Genomic DNA, 19,570 nt, shown 5'->3' with positions numbered 1-19,570 from the left:
GGGTCCACACGGGGACTCTCTCCATCAGCGCGAGCACTCCGCTCCGTCGAATTCAGGCACACCTTTTCCTGGGCTACCCCTCTCCCCCGCCCTCCCCCGCAAGGGGGGAGGGAGCGCATCTGTGCGCGTGGCGCTAAGCCGGGCTGAAGCGTTTGTAAAACGAGCCAGACCCACACCTCGCCTTGACATTTTGACAACTTTTGGAGGCCTTCTCACGGCCCCGATTTTGGGGCTAATAGGCCCTGAAAGCTGCCCCTTATGGGCGCATTTTGCTGCTGTCGGGTCAAAAGCAGCCAAAAAACAGCCATTTCCAACAAGAAAGCCCATCATGAAACGCGTCGACGCCCACGGATTGAAGATCGCTCCCGTCCTGTTTGACTTCATCGCCAAGGAAGCGGCCCCGAAAACGGGGATCGCGCCGGATGCGTTCTGGGCCGGGGTCGCCGCCATCATCAAGGATCTGGGGCCGAAGAACCGCGCGCTGCTGGCGGTGCGCGACACGCTGCAGGCCAAGATCGACGACTGGCACCGCGCCAACAAGGGCAAGGCGTTCGACCTCGATGCCTATACCGCGTTCCTGAAGGAGATCGGCTATCTCGTCCCGGAGCCGGCGACGCAGAAGGTCGAGACCGCCAATGTCGATGAAGAAATCGGCAAGATCTGCGGCCCGCAGCTCGTCGTGCCTCTCACCAACGCACGCTATGCGCTGAACGCGGCGAACGCGCGCTGGGGCTCGCTCTATGACGCCTTCTACGGCACCGACGCGATCCCGCACGACGCTGCCGAGAGCGGCAAAGGTTACAACAAGGCGCGCGGCGACAAGGTGATCGCCAAGGCCAAGGCGTTCCTCGATGCCGCCGTGCCGCTGGCGACCGGCAGCCACACCGACGTCACCGCCTATAGCGTCGTCGCGGGCCAGCTCGCGGTGAAGCTGAAGAGCGGCAATGCCACCGCGCTGAAGAACGCCGCGCAATTCGCGGGCTTCCAGGGTGATGCCGCCGCGCCGTCCGCGGTGCTGCTCGCCAACAACGGCCTGCACGTCGAGGTCAAGATCGACCGCAGCAGCGTGATCGGCAAGGACGATCCCGCCGGCGTCGCCGATATGATCATGGAGTCCGCGGTCTCGACCATCCTCGACATGGAAGACTCGGTCGCCGCGGTCGATGCCGAGGACAAGGTGCTGGTCTATCGCAACACGCTTGGCCTGATGAACGGCACGCTCTCGGCCGATTTCGAGAAGGGCGGCAAGACGCTGACCCGTTCGCTCAACAGTGACCGCAGCTACAAGACGCCGGACGGCAAGGGCGAAGTGAAGCTGCATGGCCGCAGCCTGCTGCTGATGCGCAATTGCGGTCACCACATGTTCACCGACGCGGTGCTGGACGAGAAGGACGAGGAAATTCCGGAAGGCCTGCTCGACGCCGCCGTCTCGGGGCTTCTTGCGATTCACGACATCAAGGGCAACTCCAAGGTCAAGAACAGCCGCACCGGATCTGCCTATATCGTCAAGCCGAAGATGCACGGCCCGGATGAGGTGTCGCTGACCTGCGAGATTTTTGACCGCGTCGAGAAGATGCTGTCGCTGCCCGAGAACACGCTCAAGGTCGGCATCATGGACGAGGAGCGGCGCACCACCGTCAACCTCAAGGCCTGCATCCAACGCGCCTCCAAGCGCATCATGTTCATCAACACCGGCTTCCTCGACCGCACCGGCGACGAGATCCACACCTCGATGGAAGCGGGTCCGATGATCCGCAAGAACGAGATGAAGGCGCAGGCCTGGATCAAGGCCTATGAGGACTGGAACGTCGACATGGGCCTGATCGACGGCCTGCCCGGCCATGCCCAGATCGGCAAGGGCATGTGGGCCGCGCCCGACAAGATGGCGGACATGCTGCAACAGAAGCTGGCGCATCCGCAGGCCGGCGCCACCACCGCCTGGGTGCCCTCGCCGACGGCGGCAACGCTGCACGCCCTGCACTATCACCAGGTCAACGTCACCGCGCGTCAGCAGGAGCTGACCAAGGGCGGTCCGCGCGCGAAGCTGTCCGACATCCTCACCATTCCGGTGTCGAAGTCGAACTGGGCGCCCGACGACGTCAAGCAGGAGATCGACAACAACTGCCAGGGCATCCTCGGCTATGTCGTGCGCTGGATCGACCAGGGCGTCGGCTGCTCCAAGGTGCCTGATATCCACGATGTCGGCCTGATGGAAGACCGCGCCACCTTGCGCATCTCCAGCCAGCATCTCGCCAACTGGCTGCATCAGGGCGTGATCACCGAGGCGCAGGTGATGGAATCGCTCAAGCGCATGGCCGTCGTGGTCGACAAGCAGAACGCCGGCGATGCGATCTACAAGCCGATGGCGCCCGCCTTCGACGGTGTCGCGTTCAAGGCGGCCTGCGACCTGATCTTCAAGGGGCGCGAGCAGCCGAACGGCTACACCGAGTACATCCTCACCGCCCGCCGCCGCGAGGCCAAGGCTGCGGGCTAGAGCCCGGTCATTCAAACACCAAAGCCCCGGCTCGCGCCGGGGCTTTTTTGTTTTCGGGCCGTAGCCCGGATGGAGCGAAGCGCAATCCGGGACCGGCGTTGCTTGGGGCAGGCCCCCGGATTTCGCTGCGCTCCATCCGGGCTACACGCCCTACCCCGCTAAAACACCGTCAGATATTTCAGCAGCGACACGACGCCGATGATGATGACGACCACACGCGCGATTTGCTTGGCGCGACCGTCCATGGGCAGCATGTTGATGAGATAGAGCACGAGAATGACGACGAGAAAGGTGACGAGTACGCCGACCAGCATCGCAAGGACCCCCCTTCAGGCAAATTGCTACGGTGTTCTAACGCCTATCTCCAGCGCAGGTTCCATCACGGCAACCCACTGCAACTTCTAGTAAATACGTACTTCTACGATCAGCCGGCCTGCCTAAAACTTTACCCTTTTCGTTTCAGATGCAGAAACCGTTTGGGTGATGCGCCGCAAACGGCATGCGATTGCCGATCTGCCTGCCCCTCCGTTTTGATGTTGCCGGGGCGTCTCGACGAACTTTGCAATGGGAATTTTAGGAGGCTTCGATGCTGAATCGTCTGACCGTGTCCGCGCTGCTGAAGGCGGTGATCGCCATCACCTCGGTCTGCGTGGTGATTGCGCTCTCGCTCACCGCCTACGCCTCCTGGGACCGCCTCAAGACCGCTAACCGCATCTCGCAGATCGCCGACGCCTCCGCCGATCTGTTCAAGGCGATGCACAATCTGCGCACCGACCGCTCGACCACGTCCCGGCTGCTGAACGCGACCGAGCCGATGGACTCCGAGATCGAGAGATATCTGCGCGCGCTGCGCGATGCCCAGATGCCGGCGATGGCCCGCGCGCTCGAGCTGCTGCCGAGCATCGACTTCCCGCAATCGGGCGCGCTGGTGCCTGAGCTCGCGCGGCTCTACAAGCTGCTGGGCGAAGAGCAGAAGCAGTTCTGGGAGGATGTTGCCAAACCGAAGGACCAGCGCCGCGCCGGCCTGACCAAGGAATACATGGAGACGACGCAGGGGCTGCTCGACGTGCTCGACAAGCTCTCGGGCGTCCTCGCCGCCACCGTCAACCACCAGGATGCCGTGATCGACCAGCTGCTGTCGATCAAGCAGAGCGCCTGGCTGCTCCGCAACACCGCGGGCGAGGCCTCACTGATCGTCTCGACCGGACTTGCGGCCGGCAAGATCTCGCCGGAGGGCCGCTACAACTATACCCAATTTGTCGGCGGTACGGCCGCGATGTGGAAAGCGCTGGAATTGTCGACCTCGGGCATGCAATTGCCGCCCGCGCTCGCCTCGGCCATGACCACGGCCAAGACCGCTTATTTCGAGCCGCAATATCTCACCCTGCGCGACCGTCTCGCGGACACCCTGGTCAAGGGTGAGAAGGCCGAGCTGACGGCCAACCAGTGGAGCCCGCTCACGGTCGGCCGTATGGCCAGTGCGGTCGCGGTGGCCGAAGCCGCGCTCGACGCCGCCCGGAGCTACACGCAGGAGCAGCGCAGTACCGCACAGCGCGCGCTGATCGTGCAGCTTGCACTCCTGGCGCTCGCCATCGGCCTCGCCGTCGGCGCGGTCATGCTGGTCAGCCGCCGCGTCATCCATCCCCTCAACACCATCCGCGACGCCATGCTCAAGGTCGCCGGCGGCGACCTCGCCGTCGACAGCGGCTATCTCGACCGCCAGGACGAGATCGGCGCGCTTGCCGGCGCGCTGGAAACCTTCAAGCAGCAGGCGACCGAGAAGCTCAAGATCGAGGCGCAGGAGCGCGAGCGCAATGTCGGCGCGGCCGCGCGCCAGCGCGCCGTCGAGACCTATGTCGGCGAGTTCGAGGGCGCGGTGCGCAAGACGCTCGGCGAACTGAGCGAGGCGTCCGGCGAGATGCGCAAGACCTCGGGTGATCTCTCCGCGGTGTCGCGCCAGACCAACGACCGCGTCCAGGTCGCCGGCAAGGCCTCCAACGACGCCTCCATGAGCGTCGACAGCGTCGCCGCCGCCGCCGAGGAGCTCTCCGCCTCGATCAACGACATCAGCCAGCAGGCGGCGCACGCCGCGGGCATTGCCAGCCGCGCCGTCAACCAGGCCCGCGAGACCGACGGCACGGTGCAAGGGCTGGCGCAGTCCGCAGGACGCATCGGCGAGGTCGTCGGCCTGATCAACACCATCGCGGCGCAGACCAATCTGCTCGCGCTCAACGCGACGATCGAGGCCGCACGTGCGGGCGAAGCCGGGCGCGGTTTCGCGGTCGTGGCCTCCGAGGTGAAATCGCTGGCGAGCCAGACCGCCAAAGCCACCGAGGAAATCTCCGGGCAGATCGCCGACATCCAGAGGGTGGCGAGCGACGCCATCAACGCGATCCAGACCATCGGTGGCATCATCGGCGAAGTGAACGAGGTCGCCACCGCGATCGCCGCCGCCGTACAGGAGCAGGGCGCGGCGACCCAGGAGATCACGCGCAGCACGCAATTTGCGGCGCAGGGCACCAGGAACGTGTCGGACAACATCACCGGCGTGAAGGCCGACGCGGATGCTGCCGCCGGTGCGGCGGACAACGTCAAGCAGGCCTCGGAAACGCTGGAAACCCAGAGCCGCCAGCTCGGCCAGCAGGTCAGCGACTTCCTGGGGAAAATCCGCGCGGCGTAGGACTGCGGATTGGATAGAAAGCTGCCGCTACACCTTCAGTGTCGTCCCGGCGAACGCCGGGACCCATAACCACAGGGAGAAGTTGTCGCGCGAGCTGCTAACCACGTGCCTTCGTCAAACCGCTTCCTGTAGTTATGGATCCCGGATCTGCGCTCCGCTTGTCCGGGACGACAGTGGAGATCGAGGCGCTAGCGCCGCAACCCACTTGAGGCCGCACCGCCCCTACTCCTTCGCGACCACCGGCACCTGGCGGAACCTGGCGCGCACCGACTCCGGCAGCGGCGAAAAATTCATCGCGACGCCACGGCGGTCGTTGGCGTTGCGGTTGGCGACCACCAGGCCATCGCTGCCCGCGACGATGTCACCCTTGCGCAAGGTCGGATCGTCCTCGACCTTGACCTGGGCAAGTCCGACCGGATCCTTGCCGTTGCACGTGCAGCCCGCGACGATCTCGTTGCGGAAGCGGAACGCGTTGGGCAGGTCGGAATAGGATTTTCCCTTGTCCGTCGTGGCGTCGTCGATGTTGCTGCCATAGACCAGCGAGGTTTCGGACGTCGGGCAGAAGCTCTTGCAGGATTTCGCCTTGCTTTCGGCGTCGTTTCCTTGCGCCGGGAAGTAGCGGCCATCGCAACCGCGCACGCAATAGGCGATGCCGCCGCCATAAGAGGCCCGCTGGCGCGGCGTGTCGTAGCGCGGCATGTCATCGGTCGGGAACGGCATGCGGATCTCCGGCGCGGAGCGCGCGCGGAAGCCGCCGAACAGCGCCGAGAAGAAGTCTTCCGCATGCGCCGACGGCGTCAACGCGAGGCCGAGCGAGGCGACGGCGAAGCACGCCGCCGCGCCACCGGCCAGTTTGCCGATCGAACGTCTCTTCATATGACCTCGCTCAACTCTCAGTTCACTGCCGACGTCGTGATGTTCAGCGCCTGCCGTCCCGAAGGCAGCGTCGTCACCGGCGGGCGCTTGCGTACGGGGTCGCCGCCCTTGTCGTATCCCTTGGCCATCAGCGGCGCGTTCTTCGGCAGCACCACCACCTTGGCGCCGACATTGACGCGGCTGAACAGGTCCGTGACGTCCTCGTTGGTCATGCGAATGCAACCGGAGGACACGAACTTGCCGATCGTGGTGGGATCGTTCGTGCCATGGATGCGGTATTCGCTCGAGCCGAGATACATCGCGCGAGCGCCGAGCGGATTGCCGGGACCGCCGGCGACGAAGCGCGGCAGATAAGGCTGACGCGCGATCATCTCGGCCGGCGGATGCCAGTCCGGCCACTCGGCCTTGCGACTGACGCTCTGCACGCCGGCCCAGGTGAAACCTTGTCGGCCGACGCCGACGCCGTAACGGATCGCGCGGCCATTGCCGAGCACGTAATAGAGGTAAGTGTTGCCGGTATCGATGACGATGGTCCCGGCCGGCTCGTTCCGGTCGAAGCTGACGATCTGCTTGCGCAGCCGGTCGGGCAGCGCGGCATCCTCGTCGGCGGCCTGCGGCGCCGCGTTGACATAACCCCGCGAATAGCTCGGGTCCTGCGGATATCCCTGCGGCTGCATCGGCGCGTAGCCGAGCGTCTGGGCCTGTGCCGCGAAGGGCACGGTCAGCAATGCTGTCGCGAAGGCAATGGCGGTGGTGGCGCGCAGCGAGAAGCGGCGACGGACTGGAGAGAACCTTGTCATGTGCTGCCCCATTGGATGTGCATCAGGTGATGCGGCTCCCAACAAACGCAGCTGGACCGACTCAAGTTCCACCGCTCGCTGCGGCGGCGAGGTCACAGTCAAGCGAGCAAAACTTCACGAAACCGCGATGGAACCGGAACGTCCGCCCGGACGTTCTACTGCCAACAATGGGCGCGCGGAGGCTTCCGTGCGGGAGGAGATATTGTGCGCGTCCTTCCCACTGAACGTCTGATTTCCGGCAATAACGAGGGCGCCCCGCTTCCCGACAGCCATGTCGAGCTGCCGCCGGTGATCCGCCGCACCGAGTTCGTCGCCTTTGCGCTCGCCGGTCTGTTCCTGATTGCCGTGGTCGCCGTGCTCTACGTCGCCAGGGCATTCTTCCTCCCGGTCGTGATGGCGGTCGTCGCCGGCACCATGTTGTCGCCGGCCGCGAGCTTTCTCGAGCGGCGGCATGTGCCGCGCGCCTTCGGCGCCGTGCTGATCGTGATCGCGGTGACGACGGTGGTCGCCTTCGTCGTCGCGCTGATTGCCGTGCCAGCGATGGAGTGGAGCTCGCGCCTGCCGGAATTGGGCGCGCAGTTGAAGGAGAAGATGCACGTCTTCGACCGGCCGCTGGCGCTGTGGAAGGAATTGCAGACGATGGTGGGCGGCTCGGAGGGGCTGCCTAGCCTTCCGCTGCCGAAAACCGAATGGGTGCAACCGACGCTGGAATTCCTGTCGCCGACCTTCGCCGAATTCCTGCTGTTCTTCGCCACGCTGATCCTGTTCATCGCGAGCTGGCGCGACCTGCGGCGGGCGCTGATCATGAATTTCGGCGATCGCGATTCGCGGCTGCGCACGCTGCGGATCCTCAACGAGATCGAGGTCCATCTCGGCAACTATCTTTTGACGGTGACGCTGATCAATGTCGGCGTGGGTATCGCAACCGGTCTCATCTGCGCCGTCACCGGCATGCCCAATCCGGCCGGGCTCGGCGCGCTTGCGGCGGCGCTCAACTTCATCCCGATCATCGGACCGGTCGCGATGTTCGTCATCCTGGTCGTGGTGGGGCTCGTCGCCTTCCCGACCATCGGCGGCGGACTGATGGCGGGGCTCGCCTTCGGCGGCATCACCTTCCTGGAAGGACACTTCGTCACGCCGACCATCATCGGGCGCAGGCTTTCCCTGAACGCGCTTGCCGTCTTCATCGCGCTGGCCTTCTGGACCTGGCTGTGGGGGCCGATGGGCGCATTCCTGTCGTCGCCGCTCCTGATCGTCGGGCTGATCCTGAAGGAGCATCTGCTGCCGGAGAATTCGCCGCAGCTGCCGCAGGCATGACCGGTTTCCCGAACGGAACTTACCCGGGCACGAAACGTTTTCCGGCTATCTCAGCCGCCAACAGCTTTGGAGCTCCTGATGTCAACCAATGGCGAAACCGGGATGAGAGACTGGACCGACAAAGCCACCAGAGAACGCCTCGAGAAGGATGTAGCAGCCGTGAAAAGCGATATCGCCGCCCTCACCGATCAGATCACCGACGCGCTCAACACCTTTGCCAATTCCACCAGCAAGCAGGCCCGCCGCGGCTATCGCCAGGCCCGCGAGAGCGTGGATTCCGCGGTCGACGACATGTCGGATCGCGGCAGCGCCATGATGGAAGCTGCGCAAGACGCCTACGGCTCGATCGAGGAAACGCTGGAAGATGCCATCACGCAGCGGCCGCTCGCGACCGTCGGACTCGCGCTCGGCATCGGCTTCCTGATCGGTGTCGCCTGGCGCCGGTAGCGTGGGCGCAGGACCTTGACGTTGTTACGGCGGCGCTGTCGCGCCGTCGCTGCCGGCTTGCGGGGATCTGAGGAGCAAGGCCATGTTACAGCGCATCATCGACGGCATCAGCGCATCGACGGGCGCGACCGTCCGCCTGACATCGCTCGCCGCGGGCGCGGCACTCGCGCTCTTCATCACCACGGGCTTTCTCTGCGCGGCCGCCTTCATCTCGGTCCTTCAGACCTATGGACCGGTGCAGGCCTGCCTCGCCGGCGCCGGCATCTTCTTCCTGCTGACGCTTGCCGCGGCGGGGAGCTATTGGGGCTACAAGCGGGAGATGCGGAAGCGCGCCCGGATCGCCGCCGAGCGCGCCGCGAAGTCGGCCGCTTCGAGCATGCTCGCCGACCCCATGCTGCTCGCGACGGGCCTCCAGATCGTTCGCGCCATCGGAATCAAGCGGCTGCTGCCGATCCTGGCGATCGGCGGCGTCGCCCTCGGAATCATGGCGAGCCGCGCCGGCGCATCCGACGAAGCCTCGGCTGAACCGGCCGAATAGCGGTCGAAGCGCTAAGATAATTTCGTCGTCGGCAGAACGGGCGAGCTTGCGGGAATTCCATCCGGCGATCATGCGCAATTTTGCGCCAGATTGGACAATTCCAGCCCCCCTCACGCAAACGCTACTCGGATAGGCGGGCGGTTGCCGCTAAAAGCAGCGCCCGTGATTCCAAAAGTCATTTTCCGCGATGAAACCGTCCGTCAAGGCGAACCTCGCCGCATTCCATCACGATGCCAGATTGTATTTGACGCTCGGCATTGCCAACTGGTCGGTGTTCGTCGACCACATCCCGAACAACGTCGTTAATCTCCTGACGCTGCGAAATTTCGGCTTCAGCGGCGCCGCTGACCTGTTCGTGTTCGTGGTGGGTTATGGCGTCGCCATCATTCACGGCAGGATGGCGCTGGAGCGCGGCTACGTCGTCGCGGCGACGCGCATCTTCCGCCGCGTCTGGCGGCTCTACGCTGCCTATGTCGTGCTCTTCGTGATCTATATCGACACCATCGCCTATGTCGCCTCGCAATCGATGGCGCCGGAGATCATCCACGAATACAACATCTCGGGCATTCTCGATCATCCGCTGCGCATCCTGGTCCGCGGCCTCGTGCTCCAGGAAGAGCCGCTGAACCTCGACCTCCTGCAACTGATGATCCCGCTGATGGCGTTCTTTCCGTTTGCGCTATGGGGTTTGTTGCGGCGGCCGAACCTGACGCTGGCGGCATCGGTCGCGCTGTACGTTGCGGCGCGCTGGTTCGACTGGAATTTCCGGGTCTATCCGGACCAGGACTGGACCTTCAATCCGCTGTGCTGGCAGATGCTGATGGTCCTCGGCGGCTGGTTCGCCGTAACAGGCGCCTCCGGACGCGCGTTGCACGGCATGTCCTGGCTGCGGATCCTCGCGGGTGCCTATCTCATCTTCGCGATGGCGGTCACCTTGATGCGGCATTCGCCCGCGCTGGCCGTCTATTTGCCGGACGTCGTCGTCAACAGCATCGCGCCGACAGACAAGGAAAACCTCGCGCCCTATCGCGTGATCCATTTCCTCGCGCTCGCCTTCCTCGCGACCCATCTCATTCCGGCCGACCACCCCGGCCTGAAGTTGCGGCCGCTTCAGGCGGTGATCACATGCGGCGAGGAATGGCTCGCGGTGTTCTGCGTTGCCGTGTTCCTGTCCTTCGCCGGCCATCTCATCCTGATCACCGGACCGAACCTCGTGGTGATGCAGATCGCGGTAAGCCTCGTTGGCTTCGCGGCGATGACGGCTGTGGCCTATTACATCTCGTGGTCGAGGCGGCAGGACCTTCCGGCCGCCCTGCGGCAGCAGGCCTAGAGCTCCGTTCCGATCTAATCGGAACGGAGCTCTAGATTCCTGTCTTGACGCGTTTTCTTCACGCGAACCGGTACCCACTTCGCTCGAGCCAAATAATCGTGCGATTCTGCTAGGCCGAGACCTGTGGCTGCGCTATGCGGGGAGCCTCTGCGTGAGGGGACCGGGCGTGGCGATGGCAAAGGGCGGGGGTGATGAGGCTGACAGCGCGCCCCGGCGCGGCCGGCCGCGATCGATCGAGACCACCAACGCCATTCTCGAAAGCGCCTATGCGCTGATGGCCGCCACCGGCCTTGCCGCCACCTCCATCGACGCCGTCGCACGCCACTCCAGCGTCTCCAAGATGACGATCTACAAATGGTGGCCGTCGCGGGAAGCGCTGCTGATCGACGCCTTCCTTCATCATGCCGCGCAGATGCTGCCGCTGCCGCCTGCGAGCTCCGGCAGCCCCGCGGCGCGCGCACGCCGCCATGCCGCGGCCTATGCCGAGGCGCTCCAGGGCGAGTTCGGCAAGGTGCAGCTCGCCGTCGTCTCCGAATGCATTTCCAAGACCGGCTCGGCGGAGCTGTTCTATGCCCGCTACCTGCAATTCCGCCGCGACGCACTGGTCGAGATGATCGCCGCTGGCCAGACGGATGGCAGCATCCTGGCGGAGGGAGCGCCCGAGTATCTCTACGACGCCATCTATGGCAGCCTGTTCTACCGCTACGTCTTCGGCATTGCACCGATCACGCCGGCCTACGCGCGCAATCTGGTCGACCTGGTGCTGCGGCCGAAGGGTTAGAGCATGATCCGGAAAAGTGCGAAGCGGTTTTCCGAAAAGATCATGCTCAAAGCAACAATCTGAAGCTCGACCTCTATCGCACCGGCCTGACCGGCGCCGAGATCTTGTCCGTGCGGTCGCGCTCGGACATGTCGACCACCGTCTCCATCGGCGCCGTCAATTCATAGACGTAGGAGGCGTCGGTGAAGTAGCGCTTGGCGGTGCCGCCGAGCGCTTCGGGCGCGACACGGTCGAGCAGGATCAGACCGAAATCGGAATCCGGGCGGCGCGTCGCCTCGCTGGTGTTGAACTCCTCCCAGCGGAAATGGAAGACCTCGTCGGTCCCCTCGCCCGTCACCGTCCAATTCGCGGTGATGTGCGGATGCTTTCCGACCAGCGACAGACCTTCGTCGGAGTGCGAGGCGAGCTCGAAGAACAGGAGCGACAGGCTCTGCGCGGCGCGCGCGCTGACCGCGATGTCGGGGCCGGTGACGGCGATGCGATCGGCATGCGGGATGGCGCGCGCCTCGAACAGGCCCTTCAGCTTGACGCCCTGCCACTGGCTCTCGCTGAGCAGCGAGACCACGTTGGACATGGCGTGGATGCGGCCGATCAGCAGTTCACGCGCAACGTCGATGTCCGAGCCGTGGCGCAGCGTGCGCGTCACGATCGACTGGATCACCGCCAGGATGTTCTTGACCCGGTGGTTGAGCTCGTCGATGACGGCGGTCAGCCGGCGCTCGAAGCCGATCCGCACCTGGATTTCCCGGCTGAGCCGCAGATTGTTGTAGGCGACATAGCCGAACAGGCCGCACACCATCGCGGTGATGGCAAAACCGATCGCCGCCACGATGATCGCCGTCTGCTCAGCGCGCCGCGCCGAATTGGTCTTGGCGTAGTAGCCGAGATGCCAGTCGCGGCCGCCAAAGCTCACCGTGCGCGTCGCCGACGGCGCCGGCCCGTCCGCTGCCGTCATGCGTGACGAGACCACGCCCTGGTCGTTGGCAACGAGCTCGCCACCTTCCCTGCGCGGATCCTTCAGCGCGACCGAGAACAACGACATGTCGTCATTGGTCAGCATCAGGGAGGCGAGCTCGTAGGAAAACGTGACGAAGCCGGCCGGCTCGGTCGCGCCCTCGGGAATGACGGGCGCGGCCACGATGATGCCGATGGGCCCGCCGCCACGCAGCAACTGAACCGGGTCCGAGGCGACCGACCTCTTCTCGACACGCGCACGCGTCAGCATGGCGCTGCGCACCTGATCCTGCTCGTAGCTGCGGCCGGGCAGCGCCTTGGTCTCGTTGCTGCGCGGTTCGAGGTCCATCAGCACGTCGATCGGCTGGGTGACCTTCGCAAGATCGATCGGCTTGTCGTCATACGTGCGAATCTGCGGATTGGGGAAGCCGGCGCTCGCGATCGCGTCCTCCGCCGGGAGAAGCTCGTTCGGCTTCAGCCGGGCGACCCACCCGGCGACCACGAAATCGGTCTTGAAGGCGTAGATGGCCGAGCGCAGCGGCTCCAGCATGTTCGGCTTGATGACCGACGGCGCACGGAACAAGCCTGAGGCGACACGCGCGAGCAGCTCGCGCTCGGTCAGCCGGTCCTGGACCAGGCTCGCGTGGACGTCGATCGCGCGCGCCAGCGCGATCCGGTCCAGTGCCAGCTCCTGGTCGTGGACGCGATAGGCCGCGAGCCCGGAGAGCAGGGCTCCGAGCAGGGCGATGAAACCGATGATAAAACCCAGCCGGACCACTTCGACTACTCAGGCGAAAACAGCAGGTCGGCAATAAACACGGAGCATATCAACGCCGCTCGAACGGCCATGTGCCGAAACAGAGTGGACCCCAGTAACGGAGATAATGAAGGAGGAGGCATCAGTACGCAACTTCGGTCGCCTGAAAAGCTTAATTCGCCCGGCCGATGGTCTGGCCATGAAGGCTTTGCTCCGGGCACCGGAGGTAGTTAATCGCCGTGTCCGAAATTTGTTCCGCGGATGCGGCTTTTGCCCCAGACGTTAACGGCGGAAAACGCCTGCGCCACGTCGTCGCGCCGTCAGCCCGCCCGTTTCAGGCCGCCTTTGGCCTCGATGAAGCCGACGATCTGGTCGAGCCCCTCGCTCTTTTTCAGGTTGGTCATGACGAAGGGGCGCGCGCCGCGCATGCGCCTGGCGTCCGTCTCCATCTTCTCCAGGGAGGCGCCGACATGGGGCGCGAGGTCGATCTTGTTGATGACCAGGAGGTCGGAGCGGGTGATACCGGGGCCGCCCTTGGACGGGATCTTGTCGCCGGCCGCCACGTCGATGACGTAGATGGTGAGGTCGGCGAGCTCCGGGGAAAAAGTGGCAGCCAGATTGTCGCCGCCGGACTCGATCAGCACGAGGTCGAGCCCGGGGAATTTTGCGCGCATGTCGGCGACCGCGGCCAGGTTCATCGAAGCGTCCTCGCGGATCGCGGTGTGCGGGCAGCCGCCGGTCTCGACGCCGGCGATGCGGTCCGGCGTCAGCGAGCCCGAGCGCACCAGGAATTCCGCATCCCATTTGGTGTAGATGTCGTTGGTGATCGCCGCAATGTCATAGCGCTCGCGCATGGTCTTGCAGAGCAGGTCCATCAGCGCGGTCTTGCCCGATCCGACCGGGCCGCCTATTCCGACGCGCAAGGGGCCGTGAGATTTCGACATGTCACTCGCTCTCTCTCGATGGATTAAAGGCCGCACCGCTCACGAGCGAAACAGCCGCGTATATTGCGTCTCGTGCCGCAGGCTGGCGAGATCGGCGCGGAAGGTCGCGCTGCCGAGGTCATCCAAGTTCGCATTCAACGCACGATTGGCGGTCGCGGCAACGGCGGCTTCCAGCTTCACCAGCACCCGCTGGCTGTCGGTCTGGCCGAGCGGAATGAGGCGGCTCGCCGCCGAAATCCAGTTCGAGACCAGCGCATGCAGGAAGGCGTGCAGCGTCGGCGCCAGCGGCACGCCGTGCACCGCGGCAACCACGCCGACGGCGACAGGATAGATCAGTGCCGTGCGACATGCCGCCACCATGGCATTCAGCCCGTCGGCATCCCACGCGGCGCGGGAGATGTCGATGAAGGCGCGGCCCTGCGAGGTCGTCTCGAGCTGCCGCTCGCGCGACGGCACGAAGGCGGCGGCGAGCTCCGCGATATCGTTCAAGGTGGTGTCCTCGCCCAATTCAGTGGCGCGATAGGCGTGGACCAGGAACGTCGCATCGCAAAAGCCGGAACCATCGCCCAGCATGGCGTCGAGCCAGTCGGCCAGCGTCGCGGTGTCAGCGATGTCGCCCGCCTCGACCGCCCATTCGATGCCGCTGGAATAGGAGAAGCCGCCGACCGGAAAGGCTGGCGACAGCCACGTCATCAGCCGGTACAGCGCCGCCGCCTCGCGCTCGGCGAGGTCACCGGCACTCACCGGCTCATTTGTGGTCATGAGCATGCTTGTGGCCGTGGTGGTGGTCGGGGTGGTCGCAATGCTCGTCGTGGTGATGGTCGTGGCCATGGTCATGCGCGGCATGATCATGGTGGTCGTGGTGATCGTGACCATGATCATGGTGATGATGGTCGTGATCGTGATGCCCGTGATCATCGTGACCATGTGCGTGGCCGCCGTCGGCGTAAGCGCCGCCCTCGGGATCGAACGGCGCCTCGATCTCGATCACGCGCGCGCCGAGACCCTTCACCATGGCCTCGATGACATGGTCGCGGCGGATGCGCAGGCTCTTGGCCATGATCTGCGTCGGCAAATGGCGATTGCCGAGATGCCAGCCGACGCGAATGAGGTGGTGCGGATCGCGGCCGCGGATCTCCAGCAGCGGCTCGGGCGCCGCGACCACTTCGACCAGCCTGCCGTCCTCCAGCACCAACGCATCACCGCCGCGCAGTGCGACGGCATTCTCCAGGTCGAGCAGGAATTCGAGGCCCCGCGTCCCCGTCATCGCCATGCGGCGGCGGTGCCGGTCGTCGAAATCGAGCACCACCGTATCCGCCGGCGTCTCCGTGAAGCCGTGCTGTCCCTTAACCTGCGTCGCCCGGATCATGCTTTTACCCCGTTACCGTGTCTCGACCTTCTCGGGCGTGATCACTTCAATCTTCGGCGGCGCCGTAAAACACTTCACCGCGACGCGGCCGAACGTCTTCATGTGCTCCATGGCGCGATGCGGCACCAGCGCCTCGGCGCTCTCCCACTGCTCGACGAACACCATCTTGGCGGGATCGGTGACGCTCTCGTGCAAATCATAGGCGATGTTGCCGGGCTCCTTCCGCGTCTCCTTGATGCAGGCGGTGGCGGCCGCAATGAATTCGGCGCGCGTCTCGGGCTTGATGGTCAAGGTGGCAACGACGTAAATCACGAGAAATCCTCCCGGCTTTTCTTCTAAGGTAAGATACCGGGCGGGACCTTAGACCAGGCGGGGTCGAACGCAAAACCGGAAAAGCCGCCCCAGGACATGCAACAAGACATGCAATCGGGACATGCGCCGGGGACATGCATCCAGACGCTATTTCAGTACATGAAATATCGCTGCGCCATCGGCAGCACCTCGGCGGGCGCGCAGGTCAGCAGTTCGCCGTCGGCGCGCACCTCGTAGGTCTCGGGATCGACCTCGATATTGGGCGTGGCGTCGTTGTGGATCATGCTCTTCTTCGAGATCTTTCCGCGGGTGTTCTGCACCGCATAGAGCTTCTTGTCGATGCCGAGCTTTCGCGCGAGGCCGCCGGTGACCGCCGCCTTCGAGGTGAACACCACGGACGACGCGGTGCGCGCCTTGCCGAAGGCACCGAACATCGGCTGATAGTGCACCGGCTGCGGCGTCGGGATCGAGGCGTTGGGATCGCCCATGGGGGCGGCGACGATCGAGCCGCCCTTGATGATACAGTCCGGCTTGACGCCGAAGAAGGCCGGCGACCACAGCACGAGGTCGGCGAGCTTGCCCTTCTCGACCGATCCGATCAGCTTCGACACGCCGTGCGCGATCGCAGGATTGATCGTGTACTTGGCGATGTAGCGCTTGACGCGGAAGTTGTCGTTGTCCTTGCCTTTGTCCTGGTCGAGCGACCCGCGCTGCTTCTTCATCTTGTCCGCGGTCTGCCACGTCCGGATGATGACCTCGCCGAGTCGGCCCATGGCCTGCGAGTCCGAGGACATCATCGAGAGCGCGCCGAGATCGTGCAGGATATCCTCGGCCGCGATGGTCTCCTTGCGGATGCGGCTCTCCGCAAACGCGAGGTCTTCCGCGATCGAGGGATCGAGATGGTGGCACACCATCAGCATGTCCAGATGCTCGTCGATGGTGTTGCGGGTGAAGGGCCGCGTCGGGTTGGTCGAGGACGGCAGCACATTCTTCAGCCCCGCGACCTTGATGATGTCGGGGGCGTGACCGCCGCCGGCGCCCTCGGTGTGGAAGGCGTGGATGGTACGGCCCTTGAAGGCCTTGATCGTATCCTCGACGAAGCCGGATTCGTTCAGCGTGTCGGAATGCAGCATGACCTGGACGTCGTAATCGTCGGCCACCGACAGGCAGTTGTCGATCGCAGCCGGCGTGGTGCCCCAGTCCTCGTGCAGCTTCAGCGCGCAGGCGCCGCCCTTGATCATCTCGACCAGGGCGGCGGGCCGCGACGCGTTACCCTTGCCGGAGATGCCGAGATTGACCGGGAAGGCGTCGAACGACTGGATCATCCGCCCCATGTGCCACGGTCCCGGCGTGCAGGTGGTGGCGAACGTGCCGTGCGAGGGACCGGTGCCGCCGCCGAGCATCGAGGTGACGCCAGACATCAGCGCGTGCTCGATCTGCTGCGGACAGATGAAATGGATGTGGCTGTCGAAGCCGCCGGCGGTGAGGATTTTTCCTTCGCCCGCGATCACGTCGGTGCCGGGGCCGACGATGATGGTGACGCCCGGCTGGATGTCGGGATTACCAGCCTTGCCGATCGCCGAAATCATGCCGTCCTTGATCGCAACGTCGGCCTTCACGATGCCCCAGTGGTCGACGATCAGGGCATTGGTGATGACGGTGTCGGCCGCACCCTGCTTGTTGGTGACCTGCGACTGGCCCATGCCGTCGCGGATCACCTTGCCGCCGCCGAACTTCACCTCCTCGCCGTAGGTGGTGAAATCCTTCTCGACCTCGATGATGAGATCGGTGTCGGCCAACCGCACCTTGTCGCCGGTGGTCGGGCCGAACATGTCGGCATAGACGGAACGCTTTATTTTGACGGACATCACAAGCCCCGTTTGCGTTTGAATTTTTGGTTGTTCACAGCGAAGCCCTCGCTGCGCTTACGGCATCGTCGAATTTTGCATCGAGCCACGAATTGCCGCCACGGCATCCGGCGACGACCTGCTCAGCCCAGCCCGTGTAGTCGGCGAGATCGTCGCGCTCTTCGGCGGACGGGTCGGAATGAATGCGCGCGCCGATGTTGCTGATCTTGTCGGCGATCTTGATGAGTTTTGCTCCGGCAGATTTCTTCGGCGCATCGACGATCTGCCGGCGTCGCCGCTCTGGTTTGGGCAGGCTCATGTCGTCAGTGCATTCAACGACGAGAGAGGCGACGCGATCAGAGAATTTCTGTGCGAGCTCCTCGCGAGTGGTGTCGGTGTCCTCGATCACGTCGTGCAGCCACCCGGCCGCGACCAGCTCGGCATCCGCGCCATCGGTCGCCGTCGCCAGCAGGTTCGCGACCTCCGCGAGATGGTTGATGTAAGGCTCGTTCCCCCGCCCCTTGCGCGCCATGCCGTTGTGCCGGCGCGCGGCCAGCTCAGCAGCTTCGGAGACGAGGCGGACGGCGGGGAGCATGGACTCACAGCTTCCCCATCACGTCGCCGCGAAAACCGTAGATGGTCTTCTTGCCGGCCACGGCGACGAGCTGGACGTCGCGGGTCTGGCCGGGCTCGAAGCGGACGGCGGTGCCGGCGGCGATGTCGAGGCGCATGCCGCGGGCTTTCTTGCGGTCGAATTTCAGCGCCGGGTTGGTCTCGAAGAAATGGTAGTGCGAGCCGACCTGGATCGGGCGGTCGCCGGTGTTGGCCACCGTCAGCGTCACGGTCTTGCGGCCGGCATTGAGCTCGATCTCGCCGTCCTGGATGAAGAGTTCGCCGGGAATCATGCTCTCGCTCCTACCTGATCGGCTCGTGCACGGTGACGAGCTTGGTGCCGTCCGGAAAGGTCGCCTCGACCTGGATGTCGTGGATCATTTCGGGAATGCCCGGCATCACCTGGTCGCGGGTGAGAACCTGCGCGCCGGATTGCATCAGCTCGGCGACGGTACGGCCGTCGCGCGCGCCTTCGAGGATGAAGTCGGAGATGATCGCGATCGCCTCGGGATGGTTGAGCTTGACGCCGCGATCCAGCCGGCGGCGGGCGACGATCGCCGCCATCGAGATCAGGAGCTTGTCCTTTTCGCGGGGAGACAGGTTCATGCAGCATCTCTTCCGTTCAATGCATCAATTCAGCAGCCATCAACTCAGCCACAGCCGCGGCAGCGCCGCGCCGGTCCGCGCCAGCACCGCCATCATATCGGCGCGCAAGCGCGCGGCATCTTGGGCACAGAACCGCGCCATTGCAAAGCCATTCCAGGCGGAGATTCCGACCTCGCCGGCGAATGACTCCGAGGCCTCGCGGATACGCTCGATCAGCGGCTCGTCGCCGGGAACGATCAGCGCCGTGCCGATCGCGGCACCGCCCTTGGCCACCGCCGATCGCCCTAGTTTTGCACCGATATTGCCGTCGAGCCTGACGGTTTCGGCGAACACCAGCTTGCCACCACGACGCAGCCGCCAGCGATCAATGAACTCGCCCTGCTCCATCCGCTCGCCCATGGCGGTGCGGCCAAACACGACGATTTCGCAAAGCAGAAGCGAGGCGGCCTCGTCCAGCTCGATGTCGAAGCGACGATGGACCCGGGCACGATCGAACAGGATCGTCTCCTGGGGCAACCAGCCGAGGTGCGCGCCCGCGGCGACCTTCAAGGCGATATTGAGCTGCGCCGCCGCCCCGGGCGCACGATAGACCTTCTCGGCCGCAGCGGTGGTCAATGTCAGGCGCGAGCCCTGACCTGCCGCGATCTCGATGTCAAAACTGTCTCCGCCGGCAACGCCGCCAGCCGTGTTGACGAACACGCCGGAGAGCCCCTCGCCCTCCGGCGAGGGAAAGCGCACGCGCAGGGAGCCGGACTCATGCAAGACGCCCCGCCGCGTCACCCCATCGCGGGCATGGACGTCGAAGCGCACCGCGCCGCGGGCGCGGTTCGCCTCGAATACCGAAGATGTCGTCAAAGCGTCGCTGCGCATCCGTCTCCCCAGCCGGCCGCGGCAGAAATTTTCGGA

General features: G+C 64.8%; 20 protein-coding genes. 7 read left to right on the top strand and 13 right to left on the bottom strand.

Annotated features, from left to right (window positions below; genetic code table 11):
• Positions 1-328: 328 nt before the first annotated feature.
• The gene (locus tag AB7531_RS06075) at positions 329-2,494 is read left to right on the top strand and encodes a malate synthase G (RefSeq protein WP_063980988.1); all 2,166 of its coding nucleotides are present in this window, start codon (positions 329-331) and stop codon (positions 2,492-2,494) included.
• A 158-nt stretch (positions 2,495-2,652) separates the two neighbouring features.
• On the opposite strand, the gene AB7531_RS06070 is transcribed toward AB7531_RS06075, so the two are convergent.
• A complete protein-coding gene (locus AB7531_RS06070; protein ID WP_011084288.1) occupies positions 2,653-2,808 on the bottom strand; it encodes a Thivi_2564 family membrane protein in 156 nt (51 codons plus the stop codon).
• 272 nt (positions 2,809-3,080) lie between these two features.
• Between AB7531_RS06070 and AB7531_RS06065 the strand changes: the two genes are divergently transcribed.
• Entirely contained in the window at positions 3,081-5,174 is a 2,094-nt protein-coding gene (locus AB7531_RS06065; protein ID WP_063980987.1) for a methyl-accepting chemotaxis protein, read from the top strand.
• A gap of 222 nt (positions 5,175-5,396) precedes the next feature.
• Here AB7531_RS06065 and AB7531_RS06060 read toward each other — a convergent pair whose 3' ends face one another.
• Together AB7531_RS06060 and AB7531_RS06055 are read right to left on the bottom strand one after the other, a co-directional pair.
• The gene (locus tag AB7531_RS06060; RefSeq protein WP_063980986.1) at positions 5,397-6,050 is read right to left on the bottom strand and encodes a DUF2865 domain-containing protein; all 654 of its coding nucleotides are present in this window, start codon (positions 6,048-6,050) and stop codon (positions 5,397-5,399) included.
• A gap of 17 nt (positions 6,051-6,067) precedes the next feature.
• Positions 6,068-6,850 (bottom strand): L,D-transpeptidase, encoded by a 783-nt coding sequence (locus tag AB7531_RS06055; RefSeq protein ID WP_063986079.1) that lies wholly within the window; start codon positions 6,848-6,850, stop codon positions 6,068-6,070.
• A gap of 204 nt (positions 6,851-7,054) precedes the next feature.
• Between AB7531_RS06055 and AB7531_RS06050 the strand changes: the two genes are divergently transcribed.
• From AB7531_RS06050 to AB7531_RS06030, 5 genes are all read left to right on the top strand, one after another.
• Positions 7,055-8,167, top strand: coding sequence for an AI-2E family transporter (locus AB7531_RS06050; RefSeq protein ID WP_063980985.1), 1,113 nt, complete (start codon positions 7,055-7,057; stop codon positions 8,165-8,167).
• 75 nt (positions 8,168-8,242) lie between these two features.
• Entirely contained in the window at positions 8,243-8,614 is a 372-nt protein-coding gene (locus AB7531_RS06045) for a DUF883 family protein (protein ID WP_028148389.1), read from the top strand.
• An 82-nt stretch (positions 8,615-8,696) separates the two neighbouring features.
• Positions 8,697-9,152, top strand: coding sequence for a hypothetical protein (locus AB7531_RS06040; protein WP_028148388.1), 456 nt, complete (start codon positions 8,697-8,699; stop codon positions 9,150-9,152).
• 187 nt (positions 9,153-9,339) lie between these two features.
• Positions 9,340-10,482: an OpgC domain-containing protein gene (locus AB7531_RS06035; protein WP_063980984.1), complete on the top strand. Its 1,143-nt coding sequence runs from the start codon at positions 9,340-9,342 to the stop codon at positions 10,480-10,482.
• A gap of 172 nt (positions 10,483-10,654) precedes the next feature.
• The gene (locus AB7531_RS06030) at positions 10,655-11,263 is read left to right on the top strand and encodes a TetR/AcrR family transcriptional regulator (RefSeq protein ID WP_063980983.1); all 609 of its coding nucleotides are present in this window, start codon (positions 10,655-10,657) and stop codon (positions 11,261-11,263) included.
• Between the two features lie 73 nt (positions 11,264-11,336).
• Here AB7531_RS06030 and AB7531_RS06025 read toward each other — a convergent pair whose 3' ends face one another.
• From AB7531_RS06025 to AB7531_RS05980, 10 genes are all read right to left on the bottom strand, one after another.
• The gene (locus AB7531_RS06025) at positions 11,337-12,995 is read right to left on the bottom strand and encodes a CHASE domain-containing protein (protein ID WP_063980982.1); all 1,659 of its coding nucleotides are present in this window, start codon (positions 12,993-12,995) and stop codon (positions 11,337-11,339) included.
• Positions 12,996-13,294: 299 nt separating this feature from the next.
• Complete coding sequence (gene ureG, locus AB7531_RS06020) at positions 13,295-13,918, bottom strand: urease accessory protein UreG (RefSeq protein ID WP_063980981.1); 624 nt, start codon at positions 13,916-13,918, stop codon at positions 13,295-13,297.
• 39 nt (positions 13,919-13,957) lie between these two features.
• Complete coding sequence (locus AB7531_RS06015) at positions 13,958-14,686, bottom strand: urease accessory protein UreF (RefSeq protein ID WP_084794959.1); 729 nt, start codon at positions 14,684-14,686, stop codon at positions 13,958-13,960.
• Positions 14,667-15,287 carry an urease accessory protein UreE gene (locus AB7531_RS06010; protein ID WP_063980980.1) on the bottom strand — a complete coding sequence of 207 codons (621 nt, stop codon included), beginning with the start codon at positions 15,285-15,287 and terminating at the stop codon, positions 14,667-14,669. Before AB7531_RS06010 ends, AB7531_RS06015 begins: the two co-directional genes overlap by 20 nt.
• Positions 15,288-15,299: 12 nt before the next feature.
• Complete coding sequence (locus tag AB7531_RS06005; protein ID WP_014498210.1) at positions 15,300-15,599, bottom strand: putative quinol monooxygenase; 300 nt, start codon at positions 15,597-15,599, stop codon at positions 15,300-15,302.
• Positions 15,600-15,751: 152 nt separating this feature from the next.
• Positions 15,752-17,467, bottom strand: coding sequence for an urease subunit alpha (ureC, locus tag AB7531_RS06000; RefSeq protein ID WP_071916691.1), 1,716 nt, complete (start codon positions 17,465-17,467; stop codon positions 15,752-15,754).
• A 34-nt stretch (positions 17,468-17,501) separates the two neighbouring features.
• Entirely contained in the window at positions 17,502-18,041 is a 540-nt protein-coding gene (locus tag AB7531_RS05995; protein WP_063980979.1) for an HD domain-containing protein, read from the bottom strand.
• A gap of 4 nt (positions 18,042-18,045) precedes the next feature.
• Positions 18,046-18,351, bottom strand: coding sequence for an urease subunit beta (locus AB7531_RS05990; RefSeq protein ID WP_007599812.1), 306 nt, complete (start codon positions 18,349-18,351; stop codon positions 18,046-18,048).
• Positions 18,352-18,361: 10 nt separating this feature from the next.
• The gene (locus AB7531_RS05985; RefSeq protein ID WP_007605424.1) at positions 18,362-18,664 is read right to left on the bottom strand and encodes an urease subunit gamma; all 303 of its coding nucleotides are present in this window, start codon (positions 18,662-18,664) and stop codon (positions 18,362-18,364) included.
• A gap of 39 nt (positions 18,665-18,703) precedes the next feature.
• Complete coding sequence (locus AB7531_RS05980) at positions 18,704-19,534, bottom strand: urease accessory protein UreD (protein ID WP_063980978.1); 831 nt, start codon at positions 19,532-19,534, stop codon at positions 18,704-18,706.
• Between the last annotated feature and the right edge of the window lie 36 nt (positions 19,535-19,570).

Source organism: Bradyrhizobium sp. 63_E2_N1_3 (assembly GCF_052076005.1).
GTDB lineage: Bacteria > Pseudomonadota > Alphaproteobacteria > Rhizobiales > Xanthobacteraceae > Bradyrhizobium > Bradyrhizobium barranii.
This window is presented reverse-complemented; position numbering and strand designations above follow the sequence as displayed.

What these genes read in the sequence shown, in the direction of transcription:
- AB7531_RS06075 (WP_063980988.1), top strand. Translation starts at nt 329, where the DNA reads ATGAAACGCGTCGACGCCCACGGATTGAAGATCGCTCCCGTCCTGTTT.
- AB7531_RS05985 (WP_007605424.1), bottom strand. Translation starts at nt 18,664, where the DNA reads ATGAACCTGTCTCCCCGCGAAAAGGACAAGCTCCTGATCTCGATGGCG.
- ureC (WP_071916691.1), bottom strand. Translation starts at nt 17,467, where the DNA reads ATGTCCGTCAAAATAAAGCGTTCCGTCTATGCCGACATGTTCGGCCCG.
- AB7531_RS06010 (WP_063980980.1), bottom strand. Translation starts at nt 15,287, where the DNA reads ATGATCCGGGCGACGCAGGTTAAGGGACAGCACGGCTTCACGGAGACG.
- AB7531_RS06015 (WP_084794959.1), bottom strand. Translation starts at nt 14,686, where the DNA reads ATGCTCATGACCACAAATGAGCCGGTGAGTGCCGGTGACCTCGCCGAG.
- AB7531_RS05980 (WP_063980978.1), bottom strand. Translation starts at nt 19,534, where the DNA reads ATGCGCAGCGACGCTTTGACGACATCTTCGGTATTCGAGGCGAACCGC.
- AB7531_RS06035 (WP_063980984.1), top strand. Translation starts at nt 9,340, where the DNA reads ATGAAACCGTCCGTCAAGGCGAACCTCGCCGCATTCCATCACGATGCC.
- AB7531_RS06060 (WP_063980986.1), bottom strand. Translation starts at nt 6,050, where the DNA reads ATGAAGAGACGTTCGATCGGCAAACTGGCCGGTGGCGCGGCGGCGTGC.
- AB7531_RS06070 (WP_011084288.1), bottom strand. Translation starts at nt 2,808, where the DNA reads ATGCTGGTCGGCGTACTCGTCACCTTTCTCGTCGTCATTCTCGTGCTC.
- AB7531_RS05995 (WP_063980979.1), bottom strand. Translation starts at nt 18,041, where the DNA reads ATGCTCCCCGCCGTCCGCCTCGTCTCCGAAGCTGCTGAGCTGGCCGCG.
- AB7531_RS06030 (WP_063980983.1), top strand. Translation starts at nt 10,655, where the DNA reads ATGGCAAAGGGCGGGGGTGATGAGGCTGACAGCGCGCCCCGGCGCGGC.
- AB7531_RS05990 (WP_007599812.1), bottom strand. Translation starts at nt 18,351, where the DNA reads ATGATTCCCGGCGAACTCTTCATCCAGGACGGCGAGATCGAGCTCAAT.
- AB7531_RS06055 (WP_063986079.1), bottom strand. Translation starts at nt 6,850, where the DNA reads ATGACAAGGTTCTCTCCAGTCCGTCGCCGCTTCTCGCTGCGCGCCACC.
- AB7531_RS06040 (WP_028148388.1), top strand. Translation starts at nt 8,697, where the DNA reads ATGTTACAGCGCATCATCGACGGCATCAGCGCATCGACGGGCGCGACC.
- ureG (WP_063980981.1), bottom strand. Translation starts at nt 13,918, where the DNA reads ATGTCGAAATCTCACGGCCCCTTGCGCGTCGGAATAGGCGGCCCGGTC.
- AB7531_RS06065 (WP_063980987.1), top strand. Translation starts at nt 3,081, where the DNA reads ATGCTGAATCGTCTGACCGTGTCCGCGCTGCTGAAGGCGGTGATCGCC.